The sequence below is a fragment of the Kribbella sp. NPDC003557 genome (genome assembly GCF_040610805.1).
Classification (GTDB): Bacteria; Actinomycetota; Actinomycetes; order Propionibacteriales; family Kribbellaceae; genus Kribbella.
In genome coordinates this window covers 356398-378816 of record NZ_JBEXMY010000002.1, presented here as the reverse complement: position 1 = coordinate 378816, position 22419 = coordinate 356398, and the positions used below count along the sequence as shown (strand labels likewise).

Annotated in this window: 19 protein-coding genes and 1 riboswitch; of the genes, 15 read left to right on the top strand and 4 right to left on the bottom strand. The window is 70.7% G+C overall.

Annotated features, from left to right (window positions below; all coding sequences use genetic code 11):
* The first annotated feature begins 30 nt into the window (after positions 1-30).
* The 6 genes from tmk to ABZW60_RS07715 all read left to right on the top strand — a co-directional run bounded on the left by tmk (position 31) and on the right by ABZW60_RS07715 (position 9455).
* On the top strand, positions 31-2016 hold the full coding sequence (gene tmk, locus ABZW60_RS07740) for a dTMP kinase (protein WP_355474954.1): 1986 nt from the start codon (positions 31-33) through the stop codon (positions 2014-2016).
* Complete coding sequence (locus tag ABZW60_RS07735; RefSeq protein ID WP_355474953.1) at positions 2013-3221, top strand: DNA polymerase III subunit delta'; 1209 nt, start codon at positions 2013-2015, stop codon at positions 3219-3221. The genes tmk and ABZW60_RS07735 overlap by 4 nt, the downstream gene beginning before the upstream one ends.
* 122 nt (positions 3222-3343) lie before the next feature.
* The gene (locus ABZW60_RS07730; RefSeq protein WP_355474952.1) at positions 3344-4009 is read left to right on the top strand and encodes a DUF4190 domain-containing protein; all 666 of its coding nucleotides are present in this window, start codon (positions 3344-3346) and stop codon (positions 4007-4009) included.
* 244 nt (positions 4010-4253) lie between these two features.
* On the top strand, positions 4254-5561 hold the full coding sequence (locus tag ABZW60_RS07725; RefSeq protein WP_355474951.1) for a DUF4190 domain-containing protein: 1308 nt from the start codon (positions 4254-4256) through the stop codon (positions 5559-5561).
* A 1186-nt stretch (positions 5562-6747) separates the two neighbouring features.
* Entirely contained in the window at positions 6748-7920 is a 1173-nt protein-coding gene (ricT, locus tag ABZW60_RS07720) for a regulatory iron-sulfur-containing complex subunit RicT (RefSeq protein WP_355475851.1), read from the top strand.
* Positions 7917-9455, top strand: coding sequence for an alpha/beta hydrolase (locus tag ABZW60_RS07715; RefSeq protein ID WP_355474950.1), 1539 nt, complete (start codon positions 7917-7919; stop codon positions 9453-9455). Before ricT ends, ABZW60_RS07715 begins: the two co-directional genes overlap by 4 nt.
* 161 nt (positions 9456-9616) lie before the next feature.
* On the opposite strand, the gene ABZW60_RS07710 is transcribed toward ABZW60_RS07715, so the two are convergent.
* Positions 9617-10246: a hypothetical protein gene (locus tag ABZW60_RS07710; RefSeq protein WP_355474949.1), complete on the bottom strand. Its 630-nt coding sequence runs from the start codon at positions 10244-10246 to the stop codon at positions 9617-9619.
* Positions 10247-10335: 89 nt separating this feature from the next.
* Between ABZW60_RS07710 and ABZW60_RS07705 the strand changes: the two genes are divergently transcribed.
* From ABZW60_RS07705 to ABZW60_RS07680, 6 genes are all read left to right on the top strand, one after another.
* Positions 10336-10704 (top strand): sterol carrier family protein, encoded by a 369-nt coding sequence (locus ABZW60_RS07705; RefSeq protein WP_355474948.1) that lies wholly within the window; start codon positions 10336-10338, stop codon positions 10702-10704.
* A 74-nt stretch (positions 10705-10778) separates the two neighbouring features.
* Positions 10779-12065 carry an MFS transporter gene (locus ABZW60_RS07700; RefSeq protein WP_355474947.1) on the top strand — a complete coding sequence of 429 codons (1287 nt, stop codon included), beginning with the start codon at positions 10779-10781 and terminating at the stop codon, positions 12063-12065.
* Between the two features lie 13 nt (positions 12066-12078).
* Positions 12079-13050 carry a hypothetical protein gene (locus tag ABZW60_RS07695; protein ID WP_355474946.1) on the top strand — a complete coding sequence of 324 codons (972 nt, stop codon included), beginning with the start codon at positions 12079-12081 and terminating at the stop codon, positions 13048-13050.
* Positions 13051-13080: 30 nt separating this feature from the next.
* Positions 13081-13265: riboswitch (cobalamin riboswitch) on the top strand.
* 26 nt (positions 13266-13291) lie between these two features.
* Positions 13292-14308 (top strand): ABC transporter substrate-binding protein, encoded by a 1017-nt coding sequence (locus ABZW60_RS07690; RefSeq protein ID WP_355474945.1) that lies wholly within the window; start codon positions 13292-13294, stop codon positions 14306-14308.
* Positions 14305-15267, top strand: a complete 963-nt coding sequence (locus ABZW60_RS07685; protein ID WP_355474944.1) for an iron ABC transporter permease — start codon at positions 14305-14307, stop codon at positions 15265-15267. The genes ABZW60_RS07690 and ABZW60_RS07685 overlap by 4 nt, the downstream gene beginning before the upstream one ends.
* A complete protein-coding gene (locus tag ABZW60_RS07680; protein ID WP_355474943.1) occupies positions 15264-16226 on the top strand; it encodes an iron chelate uptake ABC transporter family permease subunit in 963 nt (320 codons plus the stop codon). The genes ABZW60_RS07685 and ABZW60_RS07680 overlap by 4 nt, the downstream gene beginning before the upstream one ends.
* Here the strand turns inward: ABZW60_RS07680 and ABZW60_RS07675 are convergent.
* Positions 16204-17736 (bottom strand): PLP-dependent aminotransferase family protein, encoded by a 1533-nt coding sequence (locus ABZW60_RS07675; RefSeq protein ID WP_355474942.1) that lies wholly within the window; start codon positions 17734-17736, stop codon positions 16204-16206. The genes ABZW60_RS07680 and ABZW60_RS07675 overlap by 23 nt on opposite strands.
* A 28-nt stretch (positions 17737-17764) precedes the next feature.
* Here ABZW60_RS07675 and ABZW60_RS07670 point away from each other — a divergent pair, with 28 nt between their 5' ends.
* From ABZW60_RS07670 to ABZW60_RS07660, 3 genes are read left to right on the top strand one after another with little or no spacing between them, the layout of a single operon-like run.
* Positions 17765-18565 (top strand): methyltransferase, encoded by an 801-nt coding sequence (locus ABZW60_RS07670; protein ID WP_355474941.1) that lies wholly within the window; start codon positions 17765-17767, stop codon positions 18563-18565.
* Complete coding sequence (locus ABZW60_RS07665; protein WP_355474940.1) at positions 18562-18702, top strand: hypothetical protein; 141 nt, start codon at positions 18562-18564, stop codon at positions 18700-18702. The genes ABZW60_RS07670 and ABZW60_RS07665 overlap by 4 nt, the downstream gene beginning before the upstream one ends.
* A 20-nt stretch (positions 18703-18722) precedes the next feature.
* Entirely contained in the window at positions 18723-20219 is a 1497-nt protein-coding gene (locus ABZW60_RS07660) for a CYTH and CHAD domain-containing protein (protein WP_355474939.1), read from the top strand.
* A 120-nt stretch (positions 20220-20339) separates the two neighbouring features.
* Here the strand turns inward: ABZW60_RS07660 and ABZW60_RS07655 are convergent, their stop codons facing one another.
* Together ABZW60_RS07655 and ABZW60_RS07650 are read right to left on the bottom strand one after the other, a co-directional pair.
* The gene (locus ABZW60_RS07655; RefSeq protein ID WP_355475849.1) at positions 20340-21971 is read right to left on the bottom strand and encodes a cation acetate symporter; all 1632 of its coding nucleotides are present in this window, start codon (positions 21969-21971) and stop codon (positions 20340-20342) included.
* An 11-nt stretch (positions 21972-21982) separates the two neighbouring features.
* Entirely contained in the window at positions 21983-22315 is a 333-nt protein-coding gene (locus ABZW60_RS07650; protein ID WP_355474938.1) for a DUF485 domain-containing protein, read from the bottom strand.
* Positions 22316-22419 lie beyond the last annotated feature (104 nt).

The following is a 22419-nucleotide window of genomic DNA, read 5'->3' as shown; positions in this document are numbered from 1 at the left end:
CCTGTCCGACCTGCCCACTAGGCTTGCGGTGTGCCGGAGGTTCATGACCCGTTGACCGATCCTGCACCGGCGCACGATGTGCGGGCGGTGTTGCGGATCCGGGCGTTCCGGCGGCTGTGGATCGGGTTCGGGCTGTCCAGCCTGGGCGACTGGATCGGGCTGCTGGCACTGACCGCGATGGCGAAGTCGTTCGCGGGTGACGACTACCAGATGGCGAACTTCGCGATCGGCGGCGTGCTGTTCCTGCGGGTGCTGCCGGCGCTGGTGATGGGTCCGGTGGCGGGCTGGATCGCCGACCGGCTCGACCGGCGCTGGACGATGATCGTCGGCGACCTGGTCCGGGCCGCGTTCTTCGTGACGATCCCGCTCATCGGCACGCTCACCTGGTTGCTGGTCGCGACCGTGCTGATCGAGATCGTCAGCCTGATCTGGGGCCCGGCCAAGGACGCCAGCGTGCCGAACCTGGTGCCCCGGCACCGGCTCGAGGCGGCCAACCAGCTCAGCCTGATCACGACGTACGGCTCCGCGCTGCCGGCCGCGGTGATCTTCACCGCGATCACGCTGGTCACCCGCTGGGCCGGCGACTTCTCGATCGACCTGGCCGTTTACGTGAACGCGGCGACGTTCGTGATCTCGGCGTTCGCGATCGTGTCGGTCGCCGAGATCGGGCGCGCGGTGCACGAGCACGACGAGCATCCGACGCTGTGGCGGACGATGGTCGAGGGCTGGTCCTACGTCACCGGCACGCCGGTGGTCCGGGGTCTCGTGGTCGGCATCTCCGGGGCGTTCGCGGCGGGCGCGGTCGTGATCGGCCTCGGCCGGACGTACGTCGAGGACCTCGGCGCCGGCGACCCGGGGTACGGCCTGCTCTTCGGGGCAGTCTTCGGCGGGCTGGCGCTCGGGATGGGGTTCGCGCCGCGGATCTTCTCCGGGCTGTCGCGGCGCCGGCTGTTCGCGGCCGGGCTGGTCGGGTCGGGGATCTGCCTGGCCGGGCTGGCGCTGATCCAGCAGATCGAGATCGCCACGATGATCGCGATCCTGCTCGGGTTCTGCGCCGGCGGCTCGTGGGTCTCCGGGTACACGCTGCTCGGGCTCGAGGTGCCGGACGCGGTCCGCGGGCGGACGTTCGCGTTCGTGCAGTCGGCGGTCCGGACGGTGCTCGCGGTGACGCTGGCGATCGCGCCGTTCGCCGCGGGCGCGATCGGCCGGCACACGTGGACGATCGGCGGCCGCTCCGCGACGTACAACGGCGCCTCGATGACGATGGTCGCGGCCGCGATCCTGGCCGGCGTGATCGGCCTGCTCGCGTGGCGGCAGATGGACGACCGTCCCGGAGTGCCGTTCTGGCGTGACGTCCGGCGCAGTTTCGGCAAGACCCGTGGTGACTATCCGACGACCGGGCTGTTCATCGCGCTCGAGGGCGGCGACGGCGCGGGCAAGTCGACCCAGTCCGCGCTGCTGGTGAAGTGGCTGGAGGAGCAGGGGCAGCAGGTCCTGCTGACCCGTGAGCCCGGTGCGACCGAGATCGGGAAGACGTTGCGTCAGATCGTCCTCGACCCGGCGACCGGCGACATCTCGCACCGCACCGAGGCCCTGCTGTATGCCGCGGACAAGGCGGAGCACGTCGACTCGGTGATCAAACCCGCACTGAAGGCCGGTGCGGTCGTGATCACCGACCGGTACGTCGACTCCGCGCTGGCCTACCAGGGCTCCGGGCGGGACCTGGACCTGTCCGACGTCGAGCGGGTGAATCGTTGGGCGACCGACGATCTCCGGCCGAACCTCACCATCCTGCTGGACATGCCGCCGAAGGGCGGTCTCGGCCGGTTCACGGAGCGCGACCGCATCGAGGCGCAGGCCGACGACTTCCACGAGCGGGTGCGGAACGCGTTCCTCGAGCTGGCCGCGGCCGAGCCCCAGCACTACCTGGTGCTCGACGCGACACAGGACCGCGAGGTCATCGCGCAACAGATCCGCGCCCGACTGCAACCGATGCTGCCGAAGGTGGGCCTATGAGTGTCTGGGACGACCTGGTCGGGCAGGAGCCCGCGGTCGCCGTACTGCGCAAGGCCGTCGGAGGGGCCGCCGCCGTACTGCGTGGCGAGTCGGGCGCCGCGGTCGCCGGGATGACCCACGCCTGGCTGATCACCGGCCCACCAGGTTCCGGCCGGTCGAACGCGGGCCGGGCGTTCGCGGCCGCGTTGCAGTGCGCCAACGAGGGCTGCGGCGAGTGCAACGAGTGCCGGACCGCGCTCAGCGGCGCGCACCCGGACGTGTCACTGATCCGCACCGAGCTGTTGTCGATCCGGGTCAGCGAGGTCCGCGAACTGGTCCGCCGGGCGGCGATGAGCCCGACGCAGGGCCGGTGGCAGGTGATGGTCGTCGAGGACGCGGACCGGCTCACCGAGCAGGCCGCGGACGCGCTGCTGAAGAGCATCGAGGAGCCGGCGCCGCGGACCGTCTGGGTGCTGTGCGCGCCGACCGTCGAGGACGTCGTACCGACGATCCGGTCGCGCTGCCGCCTGCTGGTGCTGCGGACGCCGCCGGTCGCCGCGGTCGCGGAGATGCTGAGCGCGAAGTTGGGTGTGGACGCGGATCTGGCCTGGTTCGCGGCGCGGGCCGCGCAGGGACACATCGGCCGGGCGCGGGCGCTGGCCCGCGACGAGGCGGTGCGCGACCGGCGGACCAAGGTGCTCGAGGTGCCGTTCGCGCTGCGTGACCTTGGCGCCTGCCTGAAGGCGGCGCAGCGGCTGGTCGAGGCGGCCAAGGAAGAGGCGAAGGCCAGCGCCGAGAAGGTCGACGAGAAGGAACGCGCCGCGCTCGAGCAGGCACTCGGAGTCGGGACGAAGGGCGCCCGGCCGCGGGAGGCGAACGCGGCGCTGAAGGAGCTCGAGGACCAGCAGAAAGCCCGTGCCAAACGGTGGGAGCGGGATGTGCTCGACCGATCACTGGTCGACCTGATGGCCCTCTACCGGGACGTCCTCGTGGTGCAGACCGGCGCCGGCAGCGAGCTGATCAACGCCGAGCTGCGGCGCAACATCGAACAGTTGAGTCAGCGGACGACGGCCGAGCAGACCATCCGGCGGATCGAGGCGATCGCGATGAGCCGCGAGGCGATCGAGGCGAACGTGGCGCCGCTGGTCGCGCTCGAGGCGATGACGGTCTCGCTGTTCGAGGGCCGCAGCGACGGCTTCACGATCCCGCGGCGCCTTGCGCGCTGAGGCGTGAATCACGCTCGTCCGATAACTGGGCGGACGGTGTAACACCGAGACCAGCGGGTCCGATGACTGGGTGTCCGAGCTGAGCAGACCGCTCGGCGAACACCTTGCCGAAACGGAACCCGATGAACCAGCCGTCCTCGCCGATTCAGCCTGCACGGCGGCCGTTGCCGTCGGCTGAGTCCTGGCTGGAGGGCGTCCCGACGCCGAAGGGCCGCCAGGACGGGTACGCGGTCGCCGCGTTCGCGACCAGCCTGCCCGGTCTGGTGCCGATCGCGGTCGTGCTGGCCGGTGTCGCGCTGCGCCGGATCAAGCGCGCGGGCGGGCGCGGGAAGCGGCTCGCGTACGGCGCGCTGGTGGTTTCGCTGTGCTGGGTGATCGCGATCGGCGTCGCGGTCGCGCTCAACCTGATCGGCGAGCACCGCCGCGGGATCGGCCGGACCGTGTCCATCTCGCAGGTGGAGGTCGGCCGGTGCTTCGACGCCGACCTGGAAGCCGAGACGCTCCGGCTGGTACGGATCGCGGACTGCGCCGCGCCACATACCGGCGAGGCGTACGCGAAGGTCCAGGCCGCGCTCGTCGGGCTGTCCAGCACGCAAACCGGGACGGTCGCCACGCAACAGTGCGCGGGCGCGTACCTGGAATTCGTGGGGAAGCCGTACGAACAGTCCGAGCTGGACATGTACTACGTGGTGCTGGAAGATCGTGCTGTTGCTGGCGGCAACGTCCTGTGCCTGGTCGGGATGCCCGGGACCCACCTCACGGGTACGATGCGCGGATCACAGCGGTGATGCCCGCCGCGGTATCAGTGGGGGTAGCAGCGTGACTCAACCACCGTACGGCGAAGAGCCGGAACGGCCACAGGACCGACCACACGACCCGACCCGGGTGTTTCCCACATACGGGCGGGCGGACGAGGCGTCAAGTGATGGCGGTGCCGGCCGCGCGTCGGATGCTGCCCAGGCGTCGGGCGAACTCGGTGCTGAGGGCGCTGGCGGGACTGTGGGTGCCGCAGGTTCTGCCGGGGCTGGCGGGTTGTCGGGTTCTGCTTGGGGTGCTGGTGCCGCTGGTGGAGAGGGCGGGTCACCGTGGGCGTCGCCGGGGCAGCCCGCGTCGCCGTACGGGCAGACCGAGTTCGGGACGAGTGGCAGGGAGACCGCTTACGGCCAGTCGCCGTACGGGCAATCGCAGGCGTACGGGCAGGCCGGGGCGGGGCAGACCGGGCACGGCCAGGTAGGTGGCGAGCAGACCACCCACGGGCAGACCACCCACGGGCAGACGGCTTACGGCCAAGCGCAGGCGTACGGGCAGACCGGGCTCGGGCCGGCTGGGTACGGCCAGACGGGCGGCGGGCAGTCGTCGTACGCGCAGACGTCGTACGGGCAAGCCTCGTACGGGCAGGCGCAGGACAGGCAGTCGTACGGCCAGGCCGGAGCGGGGCAGACCAGCTACGGGCAAACCGGGGCCGGGCAGACGAGCTATGGACAGACCGGGGCCGGGCAGAGCGGCTACGGGCAGTACGGGGCTGGGTCGGCTGGGGCTGGGCAGTACGGGCAGGCTTCGGGTGGGGCGGCTGGGTACGGGCAGCAGGGGCCGGCTTATGGGGCCGGGTACGGGCCGGGGCAGTATCCGTCGGCGTACGGGCAGTCTCCGGGGCCGTACGGATACGGCTATGGCTACGGCGGCTACGGGTACAGCGGCTCGGGCGGGACGAACGCGCTGGCGACCGCCTCGCTCGTCACCGCGCTCGGCGGGCTCGTGGTCGGACTGGCCGCGCCAGTGGCGATCGGCCTCGGCATCGCGGCGCTGGTACAGATCAAGCGCCGCGGGCAAGAAGGCAAGGGCATGGCGATCGCCGGTCTGGTGATCGGATCGCTGGTGACGATCGGATACGTGCTGCTGTTCGGCCTGGTGATCGCGTTCGGCTCGTCGTCCGACGACGACTACGGCGCGCCGGACCCGGTGTCGTCGTACTCGAACGGCCCGATCGTCACAGTCGACGACCTGGCCGTCGGTGAATGCTTCGACGATGCGGGCAAAACCGAGGACGAGGTTGTCCGCCAGCCCTGCATCGCCGCCCACGACGGCGAAATCATCGGCAACGCCACCCTCCCCGACGGCCCCTGGCCCGGCGACAACGCCATCGAAGAGGCGGCGGACCGCGCGTGCACCCCGCTGTTCACGAAGTACGTCGGCAAGCCCCCGTCGACCTCCGAACTCGAGCCGTACTACTGGACCCCCACCGAGAAACTCTGGAACGACGAAGACCGCCTAGTCGTCTGCGCCGCCTACGGCCCCAACGACGAACCCCTCACGAAGACCGTCAAAGACAGCCACCGCTAGCAGCCGTACGTGTAGACAGCCTCGCGCATGTGGAGAAAGCCCCCCGCGTGCTCCGCAGGCGCTTACCTCGTCGCTCCGCTCCTCACCGCGCCCACTCCGCGCGCTCCCACCCACCCCCCCGCTTAGCGCGGTTCTTTCTGGTTCCAGCTGGCGCCGGGAGTTGCGGCTACCGCCGCGGGTTTCCGGCTGGCGCCGGCTTGTTGCGGCTGGCGCCGCGGAGGTGCCGGCTGCCGCCCGCTTGTTGCGGCTGGCGCCGCCGGGTTGCTGCTTCCGCAGCTGGTTGCGAGCTGGCGCTTGAGGGTGACTGCCAGGGCCCCGCGCTCAGGCCCGTGGACCGCGCTGGTGGGAGCTGGTTCGAGCGCCGACGTGTCGACGTCAGCAGCTCGCCGCCACCGGCCGACGAATCAGTCACGACTCCGGCAGTAGCGGGGCACCAGGCGCGAGCCGGACATGATCCTCCGGGTGGCAGCCCAAGTGCTTGCGTGTGCCTGGCGCAAGCGCGCAGTGGGGCAGCCAGGCGGCGAAGCCACCACCTGCGTGGCGCGCCGCCTGCTTGGACGGCTGCACCCCGTCAGTGCCGTCGGCTGCGACGAGCGCCGGCTCGGGTAGTCGAGCGCGAGCGGCAGCTCGCAACCAGCAGGCGGCGCCAGCAAATCGCGGCGTCAGCCGCAAACTCACGGCGCCAGCCGGGAACCAGCGGCGTCTGCCGGAACTACCCGGCGCCAGCCGGAAACCCGCGGCGTCAGCCGGAACTACCCGGCGGGAGCCGGAACCTGCGGCGCCAGCCGCAACTACCCCGTCGGGAGCCGGAACCTGCGGCGTCAGCCGCAACTACCCCGGCGGGAGCCGAAGCCCGCGGCGTGAGCCGCAGAACCCCGGCGGCAGCCGGAAGCCCGCGGCGTCAGCCGCAATACCCCGGCGGGAGCCGAAGCCCGCGGCGTGAGCCGCAGAACCCCGGCGGCAGCCGGAAACCCGCGGCGCCAGCCGCAACTACCCCGGCGGGAGCCGGAAACAGAAAGAACCGCGCTAGCGGGGGGTGGGTGGGAGCGCGCAGAGTGGGCGCGGTGAGGAGCGGAGCGACGAGGTTAGCGCCTGCGGAGCACGCGGGGGTTGGCTGTCGGGCACGCGGGGTGGGCCTGTGGGGCGGGCGGGGGGTTACTGCGGGAAGTACTCTGACGGCGTGGGTATGGTGATGGCGGTGTCGTTCGAGCGGTACGGGCGGCTTTACTACCTTGATCCGGGTGACTTTCGGCCCCGGGTGGGGGACAAGGTGCTGGTGCCTACCGACGACGGGCCTGAGGTTGCGGAGTGTGTGTGGGCTCCGCAGTACGTGACCGAGGACGTCGGCGGGTTGCCGTTGTGTGCGGGGATCGCGACGGACGCGGATCTGGACCGGGACGAGCAGAACCGGCAGCGGCGGGCGGATGCGCGGGTGATCGCCAAGCGGACGATCCGGGAGCACGGGTTGCCGATGAAGGTGGTCGGGATCGACTTCGTCGACCGGCGGCCGGACGTGGACCAGTTGGTGATCGTGTACTTCTCCGCGCCGCACCGGGTGGATTTCCGTGAGCTGGTGCGGGATCTGGCTCGCGCGTTGCGGGCGCGGATCGAGCTCAGGCAGGTCGGTGCGCGCGACGAGGCGCGGCTGCAGGGTGGGATCGGGCCGTGCGGGCGGGATCTGTGTTGTGCGACGTTCCTGAAGGACTTCGAGCCGGTCAGTGTGCGGATGGCGAAGGATCAGGATCTGCCGCTGAATCCGTTGAAGATCTCCGGGGCGTGCGGGCGGCTGATGTGCTGCTTGAAGTACGAGCACCCGCTCTACCAGGAGTTCAACGCGAAGGCGCCGGCGGTCGGGTCCGCGGTGGAGACCCCTGCGGGTGATGGAGTGGTGGTCGGGCACAACGTGCCGAGCGACACCGTGGTGGTGCGGCTCGCGGCGTCGGGCCGGCGGTGCGCGTGCAGCCGGGCGGACGTCTGCTCGCCGCGGCAGCAGTACGAGGCGTCCGGTACGACGACCCCGGACGCAGCGCCCGTCGTACCGGAAACGCCGGAAACGCCGGAAACTCCGGAAGCCCGGAAACCGGCGGAAACCCGGAAACCGGCGGAAACCCGGAAACCGGCGGAAACCCGGAAACCGGCGGAAACCAGGACAACGCCGGAAACCCCGGAAACGCGAGAGCCCCGGGAAACACCAGCAACGCCCGAAACGCGAGCAACGCCGGCAACGCCCGACACGCCGGCAACGCCCGATACGCCAGAAGACGACCAGCGCACCGAGACCCGGGCCGAGCGGCGGGTGCGCAAGCCACGCCGGCGGCGCCGCCTGCATCACGACGACGAGGGAGAATCCGCGCAGTGAGATTCCGCAGGTCGACCGTACTGGTGGCAACTCTTGCGGTGCTCGCGAGCGGATGCGGTGTAGCGAGCCGGGCGCAGGACGCCGGCGACGGTACGGCGCCTGGCGTCGGCAGCAACCCGCCCAGCGGGCCGGTGGGGCCGATCCCGGCGGGGCTGGACAAGTTCTACCAGCAGAAGCCGGACTGGGAGCGCTGCGGTTCGAACCAGCAGTGCGCGACCATCGAGGTCCCGCTGGACTACACCAAGCCCACCGGCCAGACGATCGAGCTGCGGGCCCGGAAGGTGCTGGCGCGGGATCGCGGCGGGCGGCTCGGCACGCTGTTCATCAACCCGGGCGGTCCCGGCGCCTCCGGGCAGGAGTTCGCGGCGCAGGTGCCGATGCTGTTCGGCTCGTCGTTGCTGCGCAAGTTCGACATCATCGGCTGGGACCCGCGCGGTGTCGGCGAGTCCACGCCGGTGCGGTGCCTGGACACCGCCCAGCTGGACGCGATGATCGCCGCGGACGGCAGCCCGGACAACGCCGCCGAGGTCGCCGACCTGGACGAGCAGGCCAAGGCCTTCGCGGCCGGGTGCCAGCAGCGCTCCGGTCAGCTGCTCCCGCATGTGAACACGAAGGACGCGGCCCGCGACATCGACGTACTGCGCGGCATCGTCGGCGATCCCCAGCTGTACTACCTGGGCATGTCGTACGGCACGTACCTCGGCGCGACGTACGCCGAGCTGTTCCCGAAGAACGTCGGCCGGATGGTGCTGGACGGCGCCGTCGACCCGGCAATCACGTCCGCGCAGATGGGGATGGCGCAGGCGAAGGGCTTCGACAAGGCGCTGGACGCCTTCGCCGAGGACTGCGCGCAGCGCTCCTGCAAGCTCGGCAGCAGCAAGAACGAGGTGCTGGCGAAGGTCGATCAGCTGATCAAGGCCAGCGACGCGAACCCGCTTCCCGGCGACGGGCAGCGCCAGGTCACGCAGGCGCTGGTCATCCTCGGCATGGTCTACCCGCTGTACCTGAAGGACTTCTGGCCGCGGCTCGAGGACGCCGTCGCCGACGGTCTGGCCGGGAACGGTGCCCGGCTGCTCGCGCTCGCTGACGAGTACACCGACCGCAAGCCGTCCGGGTACGCCGACAACTCGAACGAGGTGCAGATCGCGGTCAACTGCTCGGACCGGCCGGATGCCACGTCGATCGCGCAGTTGCAGGCGGAGGTGCCGGAGTTCAAGGCGGCATCGCCGCGGTTCGGCGAGTTCCTGGCCTGGTCGTCGGTGTCCTGCATCAACTGGCCGGTGAAGCCGACCGACAAACCGCACCAGATCAAGGCAGCCGGCGCGAAGCCGATCATGGTCCTCGGGACGACGCGTGACCCGGCCACGCCGTACGAGTGGGCGGTCGGACTGGCGCACCAGCTCGAGAGCGGCATTCTGGTCACCCGCGACGGCGACGGTCATACGGCGTACCTGTCAGGCAACGCCTGCGTGAAGAACGTCGTCGAGAGCTACCTCGTGCAGGGCAACACCCCGGCCGCCGACATCAAGTGCTAGGGCGTGTCTCCCGGTCCCCCGCCTACTGCGCGGCACTCGGCGGGCACCTCGCCGACCTGGAGCGAAGGGAACGATGAAACCACATCGACCCCTCCGCTCCAGGTCGCCGAGGCACTCCGCCGAGCACCTGCTCGCGACGGCGTGGGACCGGGAGACACGCCCTAGTTGGGCCGGTCGTCGCCGTCGGACACCGGGAGCTTGATGGTTTCGGTCGCGTGCTGGAGCACGGCGCGCAGGCCGGCCTCGTCCTGCGGGCGGCCGCCGACGGTGATCTCGACGGCTGAGGTCTTGCCGTTGTCGAGCGAGATCCAGCGCGACAGACCCATCCGGGGGCCGCGGCTCTTGTCGGTGTAGGTGTAGATCAGTGTGCCGCCGTCGCGGCTGAGCACCTTCAGGCCGGGCTCGTCGATGCTGCGCTCACGGTTCGCAACGAGCTGCTCCGGCGACTGCTGGCTGCCCCGGGTGTCGAACCGGAGCTGCCAGACACCGGTCGAGTCGAGGAATTTCGGCCGGGTGCCGCCCTGGGCGCTCTTCCAGCCGGCCGGGACCTCGGCGGACACCGGGTCGTCGCCGGTGCCGAAGTTCTGCACGACATACTGCAGTCCGTCGGCCTGGAGGCCGTCGCCGCGGCTGGGCGTGCTGGAGGGTGTCGGACTCACGAGCCCCACGGGCGTGTCGTGGGCGGTGAACGGGTTTCCACCGTTCACGGCGACGACCGTTCCGAACACTGCTACGCCGACGGTCATTCCCGCCAGCGTCATCAGCAGCGCCTGGTGCCTGGGCGTGAGCATCCCGACCTCGCTTCCCTCTCTCCGGCCCGATTATCCCTGACGAGAGGGGCGTCTCCGCAAACTGCCGCGTACGCTGGCACGTCGTGGAGATGTCCGACCCCCTGTCCGATCCCCTGTCCGACCCCCTGTTCCGGCAGGCCTTGCAGCGCTACCTCGACGGTACGGCGGAACGCGCCGACCTGAAACTGCTCGTGAAGGAACTGCTGAAACGTCTGGTCGCGAAGGCGCCGGGCCACGCGGTCGAGGTGCGCGTCCCGCCGTACGGCGCGGTGCAGTGCATCGAGGGCCCGCGACACACCCGCGGGACACCGGGCGCGGTGATCGAGATGCCCCCGGAGTTGTGGATCGACGTCGCGCTCGGCCGGATCGCCTGGCCCGACGCCCGGATGACCGGCAAACTCCGCGCCAGCGGCGAACGTACCGACCTGTCGGCGCTGCTCCCGCTGATCGGGCATTGACGCCCTGGGCAACCACTACCGCCGCTGGATGAAACAGGTTCGTCCAGGTCGGTCGGAACTGTCAGTATGGGCCGGTGGCAGCAAGTCTCCGCACGCGGCTGGCCCGGTTGCGTGTCGATCTGACTCCGTGGCGTGGTTCCCGCGATTTCCGCATCCTGCTGGTGGCGGGGTCGGTGTTCTTCCTCGGCGGCATGGTCGGGTACGTCGCCCTGCCGTACCAGCTGTACCAACTCACCGGCTCGAACTTCGCCGTCGGCGCGATGGGCCTGGTGACGATCGTCCCGCTGGTCGTCTTCGGCCTGTACGGCGGTGCGCTGGCCGATCACGTGGAGCGCCGCAAACTGCTCGTCGGCACCGGTCTCGCGCAGGTCGTGATCTCCGCGCTGATGGTCGCGAACACGCTGCTCCCGAACCCGCAGGTCTGGCTGATCTACGTCTGCGGCGCGCTGAACGCGGTCGCCTCGTCGCTGCAGCGGCCGAGCAGGGAGGCGCTCCTGCCGCGGGTGGTCAAGCACGAGGAGATCCCGGCCGCGGTCGCGCTCAGCTCACTGACCTCGCAGGTGGGGCAGCTCGCCGGTCCGGCCCTGGGTGGCGTCCTGGTCGGGTCTGTGGGCGTGACCTGGGCGTTCTCGGTCGAGCTGGCCGGCATCGTCTTCGCGACGCTGCTCTACGCGCGCCTCGGCTCGTACCGCGCGGCCGAGCACTCAACCGCGCCCAGCCTGCGCGCGATCGGCGGGGGGATCGTGTACGCGTTCCGCCGCAAGGACCTGCTGGCGACGTACCTGGTCGACATGGTCGGGATGTTCCTGGCGATGCCGATCGTGCTGTTCCCGGCGTTCGCGACGGACGTCCTGAAGGAACCGCGCCTGCTCGGCCTGCTGTACAGCGCCGAGGCGATCGGGGCGATGTGCGCCAGCCTGACCAGCGGCTGGGCCAAACACGTGCATCACCAAGGGCGGGCGGTGGTGCTGGCCACGATGGGCTGGGGCGCCGCGGTCGGGATCGCCGGGCTGGCGCCGAACATCTGGTTCGCGATCGGGTTCTTCGCCCTGGCCGGCGCGTGCGACATGGTCTCGGTGCTGTTCCGGTCGGTGATCTGGAACCAGACGATCCCGGACGAGATGCGTGGGCGGCTGGCCGGGATCGAGATGCTCGGCTACTCGCTCGGCCCGCTCGGCGGCCAGGCCCGCTCCGGGCTCGTCGCCGACCTCACCACGGTCCGGACCGCGATCGTCAGCGGCGGCGTGATGTGCGTGGCCGGCGTGGTCGCGACGTCGGTCTGGCTGCGCGAGTTCTGGCGGTACGACTCCCGGACCGACGAACACGCGGTCCGCGAAAGGGAGCTCCGGGCCGCGGGCTAGAGTTCTTGCCATCATGCGCATCCGCCGGGTAGTGACCGTCTCCGCACTGGCCACCGTGGTGCTCGCAGGCTGCAGCGGCCCGGGGTCGGAGACCGCGCCGAGCGTCCCGCCGCTGGTGTCGACGAGCGCGCCACCGTCGGAGACACCCTCGGAGACGCCCTCCACGACGCCGTCCGAGACGTCCAAGGTCGCGGATACCTTGTGCACCCGGATGGACCCGACGCTGGTGCAGACCACGCTCGCGGTGCCGGCCGCGAACATCCAGCCCAGGAACCCGCCGGCCGAGTTCGACATCCCGACGTACGACGTCTGTCAGTTCATCCTCAGCACTGTCCCGGACGGACCGGTGCTGCGGGTCGGCGTCTCGGTGCTCCCGGCCACGAAGGCGACGCTGACGGCGACCCAGAAGGCGTACGCCGCCAACCCGCGCGAGCCCGCTCTGCCGGCGACCGTCGGCGACGGCGGCTACGGGACGAGCACATTCCTGGTGTTCCTGCTGGACGGGAAGCTGTACAAGCTCTCCGGCCCGAAGGCCACGCTCGCGAAGTACGTCGCCGTCGGCCAGGAGGTCGTCCGCCAGGCTCCCGGTTTGCCTGAGCCCGAGCGGCTGATCACGCGCTCCGACTGCGACCGCGGCTCGTCGGCGGCGGAGAAGGTGCTGAGCGCAGCCCCGGTGGCCCGGCGTGACTCGGAGACCCTCGTCGGCGACCTGGTCTGCGGCTGGATCGCGCCGACGAGCGTGCTGTCCACCTCGCTCCGCCGGGAGCCGGACGCCAAGGCGCTGATGGCGCCTCTCCGCAAGGCGCCGACCTCGCAGTCGATCCCGCTCGGCGACGAGGCGTACGTCGACACCGCCACCGGCCGGACGACGATCCGCGTCGGCGACGACAAGATCGTCGACCTGGTCCCGCTCCCGGCCCGCAGGATCAACCCGGACCTGATGACCCAGTTCGCGCTCGCGATGTCCCCGGTCTACACGCGCTGAGGCGTGCTACCTGCGACCCGGTCGCGGGTGTTAAGGTGACCGCGCCGTGGTGTTCGGGAAGCCGGTGCGGAACCGGCGCGGCCCTCGCCACTGTGATCGGGATGTCCGTCGGTCGTTCCCTCGTGGAGACCACTGGCCGCATGCGGCTGGGAAGGTTTGACCTGCGGAAGCGGTACCCGTCAGCCAGGAGACCGGCCACGGCACTGACCCGTCCACGAGGTGCTGGAGGAGCGGTCCGCCCATGGCCGTCGTACGTTTGCTTGCCATTGCCCTGTCGTTGAGCCTGCTGGCCGGCTGCGCGCCGTCGGCCGCCGAGAGCTCCGGGGCCACCACCGCCAAGAACTGCGGCATCGACGTCACCGTCGACGGTCCGCCGCAACGCGTCTTCGCGGCGTACCAGCCGGCGATCGAGATGGCGCATGCGCTGGGGATCTCGGACCGCCTGGTCGGGACGGCGTACCTGGACGCGGAGGTGCTGCCCGAGTACGCCGCGGCGCAGGCGAAGGCCAAGTACTACAAGAACCTGCCGAGCCGCGAGCAACTGCTCAGCCTCAACCCGGACTTCGTGCTGTCCGGGTTCAACGACGTGTTCAGCGCGGCCGGCAGCGACTCGAGCTTCGGCAGCCGCAAGAGCCTCGCCGACCTCGGCATCCGGACCTGGATCTTCAGCCCGCTCTGCCCGACCGCCGACGGCAAGGGTGACGAGGCGATCGACCCGTCGACGGTCTCGATGGACAACGTGTACGCCGACCTGCGCGACCTCGGCCGGCTGTTCGGCGTCGAGGACCGCGCCGAGCAGGTGATCGCCGACCAGCAGCGCCGGATCGCCGCGGTCGCGACCGCGGTGCAGGACGCGCCGCGGCCGACGGTCGCGATCGTCCGGCCCGGACTGGAGGGCGGCGGCCTCACGGTCTCGGGCGGACCAGACTTCGGGACCGTGCTGATCCGGCAGGCGGGCGGCGTCAACGCGTTCGCCGACCTGACCGCCAAGCGGAACGTGAAGATCAGCGTCGAGGAGTTCATCAAGCGGGACCCGGACTATGTGCTGATCAGCGGGTGCTGTGACGCCTCGCTGACTCCGGCCGCGTCGCAGCCGGACGTGGCCAAGATCCTCGGCAATCCGGCGTTCGCGAATCTCAAAGCGGTGCGTGGCAAGCACGTCGTCCCGTGGCTGTTCGCCAACCACTCTGCCGGGATCCGGGGCGCCTCCACCACGGAGAACCTGGCCCGCATCCTGCATCCCGACCTGGTCAAGTGAGGCGGCTCGCGGTCTGCCTACTGCTCGCCGCGGTCGTCGTACTGTCCTTGTGCGTCGGCAACCAGTGGATCGGGCCGGGGGACGTGTACCGAGCGCTGGTGGACTTCAGCGGCAGCGACACCGACAGAGTCGTGCGCTATCTGCGAGTGCCCCGGACCGCGGCCGGTCTGCTCGTCGGGGCCGCACTCGGGTTGTCCGGCGGATTGATGCAGGGCGTCACCCGGAACCCGCTCGCCGATCCGGGCATCCTCGGCGTGAACGCGGGCGCCGCGGTGGCCGTGGTCGGTGCGATCGGGCTGCTGGGGGTGCACAGCCTGACCGGCTACGTGTGGTTCGCGATGGGCGGAGCCCTGGTGGCGACCGTCGTCGTGTACCTGATCGGCGGCGTAGGCCCGGTGAAGCTCGCGCTGGCCGGAGCGGCGATTTCCGCGTTGCTCGGTTCGGTCACCTCGGCGGCGACGCTGATGGACCTCTCGACGCTGAACGAGTACCGCTTCTGGGTGGTCGGCTCCCTGTCCCTGGCTAGCGGTTCGATCGTCGCGCAGGCCGTGCCGTTCGTTGCCGTCGGCGCCGTCCTGGCGCTGGTCCTCGGGCGGTCCCTCAACCAGCTCGCGCTCGGCGACGACCTGGCGCTGGCGTTGGGCACCCGGATGTACCTGGTCCGCGTGCTGGCCGGCTTCGCCGTCGTGATCCTGGCCGGTACGGCGACCGCGATCGCCGGGCCGATCGGATTCATCGGCCTCGCCGTACCCCACGTCGCGCGCCGCCTGGCCGGGCAGGACTACCGCCGCCTGCTGCCCTGGTCGATGGTGATCGCGCCGATCGTCCTGCTGCTGGCCGACGTCCTCGGGCGGATCGTCGTACGGCCGGCGGAGCTGCAGGTCGGGATCGTCACCGCGCTGATCGGTGCGCCGCTGTTCATCGCCCTGGTCCGTCGCCGGCGACTGGCCGCGCTGTGAGAGGCCTGGTGGTCTCGACGCTCGCGTGGCTGCTCACGGCGGCGATCGGAGCCTTCGCGCTCACCCAAGGCGACTACGCGTTGCCGCTCGCCGAGGTCCTCCGGGCCCTGTCCGGGCACGGCACGCTGATCACGTACGACGTGGTGGTCGGCAACCGGCTGCCCCGCGTGCTGGTCGGCATCGGCGTCGGTACGGCGTTCGCGGTGTCCGGCGCGATCTTCCAGCGCCTCGCGCGGAACCCGCTGGTCAGCCCGGACCTGATCGGGATCAACGCCGGCGCCGCGCTGGCCGCCGTCCTGATGATCACCGTGCTCGGCAGCGCCTGGATCGCGCTCGGGGCGCTGACCGGATCGTTGCTGTCAGCACTCGCTGTCTACGTGCTGGCTTATCGCAACGGGGTTTCCGGGCATCGGCTGGTGCTGGTAGGGATCGGCGTGACCGCGATCATCGGCTCGCTCACGGCGTACCTGCTCACGCTGGCGGACATCTACACGGCGAAGAGCGCGTCGATGTGGCTCGCTGGGAGCCTGGCCGGCCGGTCGTGGACGCACGTCGTCCTGGTCGCAGCGACGGTCGTGGTCGGGTTGCCGGCGGCGGTCGCCTGCACGCGATCATTGCGGTTGCTGGAGCTCGGTGACGACCTGGCGCGGGCGCTGGGCGGACGGGTCGAGCTGGCTCGCGGGGTGTTGATCGCGCTCGCCGTCGGGCTGGCGGCGCTGGCGACCGCGGCCGCCGGGCCGATCGGTTTCGTCGCGCTGGTAGCGCCACAACTGGCCCGCCGCCTGGTCCCGCAGCCCGGACTGCTCGTGCCGGCGGCGATCGGCGCGTTGCTCGTGGTCGCGTCCGACCTGATCGCCAGGACGGTCGTCGCTCCGGTCGCTCTGCCGGTCGGGCTGGTGACGGCGTTCCTCGGAGCGCCGTACCTGCTGTTTCTGCTCACTCGCGCGCGGCGGATCTGACCTTCGCGATCGTGGCGACGGCTTCGGTGATCTCGGTGGGGGTGCGGGCCGCATACCCGAGGACGAGCCCGGGGGCGTGCGGGAGTTGGCAGTGCCATGACAGCGGGTGGGTCTTGACGCCGGCTTCCAGGGCGGCCGCGGCCAGGGCGGTGTCGTCGCCGGTCTCGAAGGTGATGGTGAGATGCAGGCCGGCGGCCGCGCCGTGAATGGTTGCGGTAGGCAAATGGTCGCGGATGGCCGTGACCATCGCGTCGCGGCGGACGCGGTGCCGGCGGCGGAGGAAGCGGAGCTGGCGTTCGAGCTCGCCGGACTCCATCAGCTGCGCGAGGGTGAGCTGCGGCAGGCTCGCGTTGCCGAGGTCCGCCATCCGCTTGCGGGCGATCAGTTCGTCCTTGTACCGCGGGGGCGCGAGCATCCACCCGATCCGTAGCGCCGGGGCGAGGAGCTTGGAGACGCTGCCGGTGTAGATCACGTGGTCGGGCAGCATCGCGTGGAGCGCCGGAACCGGCGGACGGTCGTACCGGTGCTCGGCGTCGTAGTCGTCCTCGATGATCAGTCCGCCGTCGGTCGCCCACTGGATCAGCTCCCGCCGGCGCTCGCCGTCCAGGACGACGCCGGTCGGGAAGTGGTGCGCCGGTGTCGCCATCACCACCCGCGCGCCGGACTCCCGCAGTACATCGACCCGCAGCCCGCGGTCGTCGACCGGGATCGGCGGGGTCCGCATGCCCCAGTTCTGCAGGTGCTGCCGGGAACCGAGCGAGCCCGGGTCCTCGACCGCGATCGCGTCGACATCGTGCTGTTCGAGGAGTTGCGCCACGAGGCCGATCGCCTGCGCGACGCCGGCCACGACGATCAGGTCCTCCGGGTCCGCCGCGATCCCGCGGTACTGCGCCAGCCACGCGGCGACCGCCCGCCGCAACGTCGGCGTCCCGGCCGGGTCGCCGTACCCGAACTCCGTCGAGGCGAGGTCGGCCAGCACTGCTCGCTCCGCCCGGAGCCAGGCGCTGCGCGGGAACGCGGCCAGGTCGGGAACACCTGGCGTCAGGTCGATCCGCGACGGCGCCTCCCGCAGGTTGTCGAAGATGGCGAGCCCGGCGTCGCGCAGGTTCGGTGCAGGAGGACAGGAGGTGTCGGCTGCCGAGGCCTCTGCGCGCGGCACGGCAGGCGGGCGGGCGCGTGTACGTAGACGAGTACGTACTGTCGAGCGGTCCACGCTGGGCGCGGCGACGACGACCGTCCCGGAGCGGCCGCGGCCGGCGACGTGGCCGTCCTCGGTGAGGCGCTGGTAGGTCTCGGTCACCACGCCGCGGGAGATGCCCAAGTCGGTCGCGAGGGTGCGGGTCGCCGGGAGGCGGGTCCCGACCGGCAGGTGGCCAGTGGAGATCGCGGTCCGGAGACGGTCGGTGAGCCAGTCCGCGAGACCGCCGGGCGGCGCTTCGCCCGGGTCGAGCTGGAGGAAGTCCGCTCCGCCTTTGGACCTGCCACTTACTGCCGGATTGGACCTGGTCACAGGACCATTGTGGCGCGACCGTGGAGTTATGGGAACCGACTACGTCCACGGCTACACCCCGGCGGAGACGCGCCGGCTGACCGACCAGGCCGGCACGCTCGCCGACCTGCTGCACGGTGGCACCAGCTATCCGCCGGGCAGCCGCGTCCTCGAGGCCGGCTGCGGTGTTGGCGCGCAGACCGTGCAGCTCGTGACGCGCAGCCCTGGCATCGACCTGGTCTCGATCGACATCTCCGAGGCGTCGCTCGCCCAGGCCAAGGCCCGGGTCGCCGAGCACGCGCCCGGCGCGACCGTCGAGTGGCGGCACGCGGATCTGCACGACCTGCGCGGCGAGAAGTTCGACCACGTCTTCGTCTGCTTCGTCCTCGAGCACCTCGCCGACCCTGCCGCCGCCCTGGTCCGGCTTCGCGGCCTGCTGAATCCCGGCGGCACCATCACCGTGATCGAGGGCGACCACCAGTCCGCCTTCTTTCACCCGCGCAGCCCGCGCGCCCAGGCCGTCATCGACTGCCTCGTCGACCTCCAGGCCGCGGCGGGTGGCGACTCCCTCATCGGCCGTCGGCTGCAGCCGCTGCTCGAACAGGCCGGGTACGACGACGTCCAGGTCGGGCCGCGCACCGTGTACGCCGACCAGACGCTCCCGCACCTGGTCGACGGCTTCACCCGCAGGACCTTCATCGCGATGGTCGAGTCCGTCCGCGGCCGCGCGCTCGCCGCCGGTCTGTGCACGGAGGCCGAGTGGGTCGCGGGCGTCCGCGATCTCGAGAAGTCCGCCGGACCCGGCGGCACCTTCCACTACACGTTCTTCAAAGGAGTGGGCCGGACATGATCGCTTTACTCGTTCTGATCGCACTCGTCTGCTGGGGCCTGAATCGCAACCAGCGCAGGCAATTGCGGCCCACGGTCGGCGGCGTCACCGACCGCGATCTCGAACGGCTGATTGCCGAATTGCGGACGCGTTCATGAACGCCTGGTAAACAAGAGGTATGGGCCCGACCGAGCAGCTCGAGATCGAAACCAAGTACGACGTCGCCGCGACTGTGATTCTGCCGGCGTTGCACGAGCTGCCCGGGGTGGCGAGCGTCGCGCAACCGGTCGGACTCGACCTGGAGGCGATCTACTACGACACCGCCGACCTCGACCTCGCCGCGCACAAGGTGACGTTGCGCCGGCGCACCGGCGGCGAGGACGACGGCTGGCATGTGAAGTTCCCGGTGTCGTCCGGCGAGCGGCTCGAGGTGCGGCATCCGCTCGGCCGGTCCACGCGGGCCGTGCCGATCGCGGTGGTCCGGACGGTTCGCGTGCATGTCCGCGACCGGTCGTTGACCCCGGTCGTGACGTTGCGGACCCACCGCATCGTCCATCGGCTGCTCGACGCCGACGGCGCGGTCCTCGCGGAGCTCGCCGACGACAACGTGACCGCGACGGTCGAGGGCAGCGAGCCGGAGAGCTGGCGTGAGTGGGAGGTCGAGCTCGTCGGCGGGGACAGCGCCCTGCTCGAGGAGGCCGGTGAGCTGCTGACCGCCGCGGGCGCCCGGCCGGCGAGCGGTCCGAGCAAGCTCGCGCGGGCGCTCGGCGATCGCGTCCCGGCGTACGACGACTGGACCCTGCCGAAGAAGCCGCGCACGTCGGACCTGTTCCGGGCCTACGCCGGGGCACAGGTGCAGGCGATCCGCGAGCGGGATCCCGAGGTACGGCGGGACGTCCCGGACTCGATCCACAAGTTCCGGGTCGCGACGCGGCGGCTGCGGTCGGCGCTGGCGACGTACCGTCCGGTGATCGATCGCGAGGCCGGTGACGCACTGCGGGTCGAGCTGAAGTGGCTGGCCAGTGAGCTCGGGACCGCCCGGGACGCGGAGGTGCAGCGCGAGCACTTCGCGGCCGAGGTCGCCGAGCAGCCCGTCGAGCTGGTGATCGGGCGGGTCGCGGGGCGGATCGACGACCACCTGCGTCAGGTGTACAAGGACGGTCGCGCCGGGGCGCTGGCCGCGTTGGAGAGTCCGCGGTACTTCCGGCTGCTCGACGCTCTGGACGAGCTGGTCGCGAAGCCGCCGGTGATCGGCGACGACGACCGCAAGGCGAGCAAGCAGATCGGGGACGTGCTCTCGCACGACTACCGGCGGATGCGCAAGGCGGTACGCCGGTCGAAGGCCGCGCCGGATGTCGCCGAGCAGGACCACGAGCTGCACGAGGTCCGCAAGGCCGCCAAGCGACTGCGGTACGCCGCGGAGTCCGCCGTACCCGTTCTCGGCGACGACGCCGGGGGCCTGGCCGCGCGGGCCGAAGAGGTCCAGGAGATCCTCGGCGCACACCAGGACTCGGTGGTCTCCCGGGAGCTCCTCCACCACCTGGCCCTCATGGTCTACGCCGAAGGCGGCAACACCTTCACCTACGGCCGCCTCCACGCCACGGAAGAGGCCCGCGGCAACACTTCCCGCGAAACCTTCTACGAGCTCTGGCCGACCCTCAAGTTCAAACTCTGACGCGCCCGGACATGTGTGCGGGCGGTCAGGTGCTCGCCTACCTGGCCGCCCGCGGTTCGGGAGAGGTTGGGGCTGTCAGGCAGGTCCGCGTCGAATCAGCAGGGCCTGCCTGACAGGTCTCTAGTGCTGGACCGCCTTCTCGGCGCCGGCGCCGGTCAGAGAGCGGACCTCCATCTCGGCGAAGCGGTCGACGTCGACCTGCTCCTTGCTGGTCACGGTGCCCAGCCAGCCGAGCAGGAACGCCAGCGGGATCGACACGATGCCGGGGTTGTCCAGCGGGAACCAGTGGAAGTCGATGCTGGTGTCGGTGATCATCGACAGGCTCTTGCCGGTCTTCGCGTCCACCTTGCCGGAGACGACCGGGCTGAAGACGATCAGGATGATCGTCGAGGCCAGACCGCCGTAGATGCTCCACAGGGCGCCGCGGGTGTTGAAGCGCCGCCAGAACAGCGAGTACAGGATCGTCGGCAGGTTCGCGCTGGCCGCGACCGCGAAGGCGAGCGCGACCAGGAACGCGATGTTCTGGCCGTTCGCGAAGATGCCGCCGATGATCGCCACGATGCCGATCACGACCGCGGTGTACCGCGCGACCCGGACCTCGCCGTCGCCGCTGATCTGGCCCTTCTTGATGATCTGGCCGTAGATGTCGTGCGCGAACGACGTGCTGGCGGTGATCGTCAGACCGGCGACCACGGCCAGGATGGTGGCGAACGCCACCGCCGAGATGACGCCGAGCAGCACCTCGCCGCCGAGCTCGAAGGCGAGCAGCGGCGCGGCCGAGTTCGCCTTGCCGGGTGCGGCCTTGATCGCGTCCGGTCCGACGATCGCGGCGGCGCCGTACCCGAGGACCAGGGTGAACAGGTAGAAGATGCCGATGATCCAGATCGCCCAGCTGACGCTGCGCCGCGCCTCCTTGGAGTCCGGCACGGTGTAGAACCGCATCAGGACGTGCGGCAGGCCGGCGGTGCCGAGGACGAGGGCGAGCGCGAGCGAGACGAAGTCCAGCTTGGTGATGCCCGTGGCGCCGTACTGCAGACCCGGGCTGAGCAGCTTCTCGCCTGCCGCCGGGCTGTTGTCGACGGCCGCGCCGAGCAGGCTCGACAGGTTGAAGGTGTACTTCGCCAGCACCCAGATCGTCATGATCCCGGCGCCGATGACGAGCAGGACCGCCTTGACGATCTGGACCCAGGTGGTGCCCTTCATGCCGCCGACGAGCACGTAGGTGATCATCAGGATGCCGACCACCGCGATCACGATGCTCTGCCCGGTCCGCCCGGAGACTCCGAGCAGCAGGGCGACCAGACCCCCGGCGCCGGCCATCTGCGCCAGCAGGTAGAAGAAGCAGACGCCGAGGGTCGAGATCGCGGCCGCCATCCGGACCGGCCGCTGCTTGAGCCGGAACGACAGCACATCGGCCATCGTGAACCGGCCGGTGTTGCGGAGCAGTTCGGCGACCAGCAGCAGCGCGACCAGCCACGCCACCAGGAAGCCGATGGAGTACAGGAAGCCGTCGTACCCGTTCAGCGCGATCGCGCCGGCGATGCCGAGGAACGACGCGGCGGACAGGTAGTCGCCGGAGATCGCGATGCCGTTCTGCGGGCCGGTGAACGACCGGCCGCCGGCGTAGAAGTCGGCCGCCGTCTTGTTGTTCCGCGACGCCCGGAACACGATCGCCAGGGTGGCGACGACGAACAGCCCGAAGATCACGAAGTTGACGGTCGGGTTACCGATGTCGGTTGCCAGCGGCAACATCAGCGGGGCGGTCACTGCGGTTCTCCCTCGATCTGGTGGCGCAACTTCTCGGCGTCCGGGTCGATCCGCCGGTCGGCCCAGCGGACGTAGATCATCGTGATCGCGAACGTCGACACGAACTGCCCGAGGCCGAACAGCAGGGCGACGGTGATGTTGCCGGCGACCTTGTGGGACATGAAGCCGTGGGCGTAGTCGGCGAGCAGGACGTAGACGAAGTACCAGACCAGGAACAACGCGGTCATCGGGAACACGAAGCGCCGGAACCGGCGACGCAACTCGGAGAAGTCCGGTGACAACTGGACATCCCGGTACGTCGTCAGCTCGCGATCGCGCATCTCACTCATCGCGGACCTCCAAAACGGGGGATCACGCCGGGCGGTATGGAGCCGGCTGTGCCCCGTACTGTGGCCCGCGTCACGACCCGCCGACAGCACCAACGCGCGTCGAG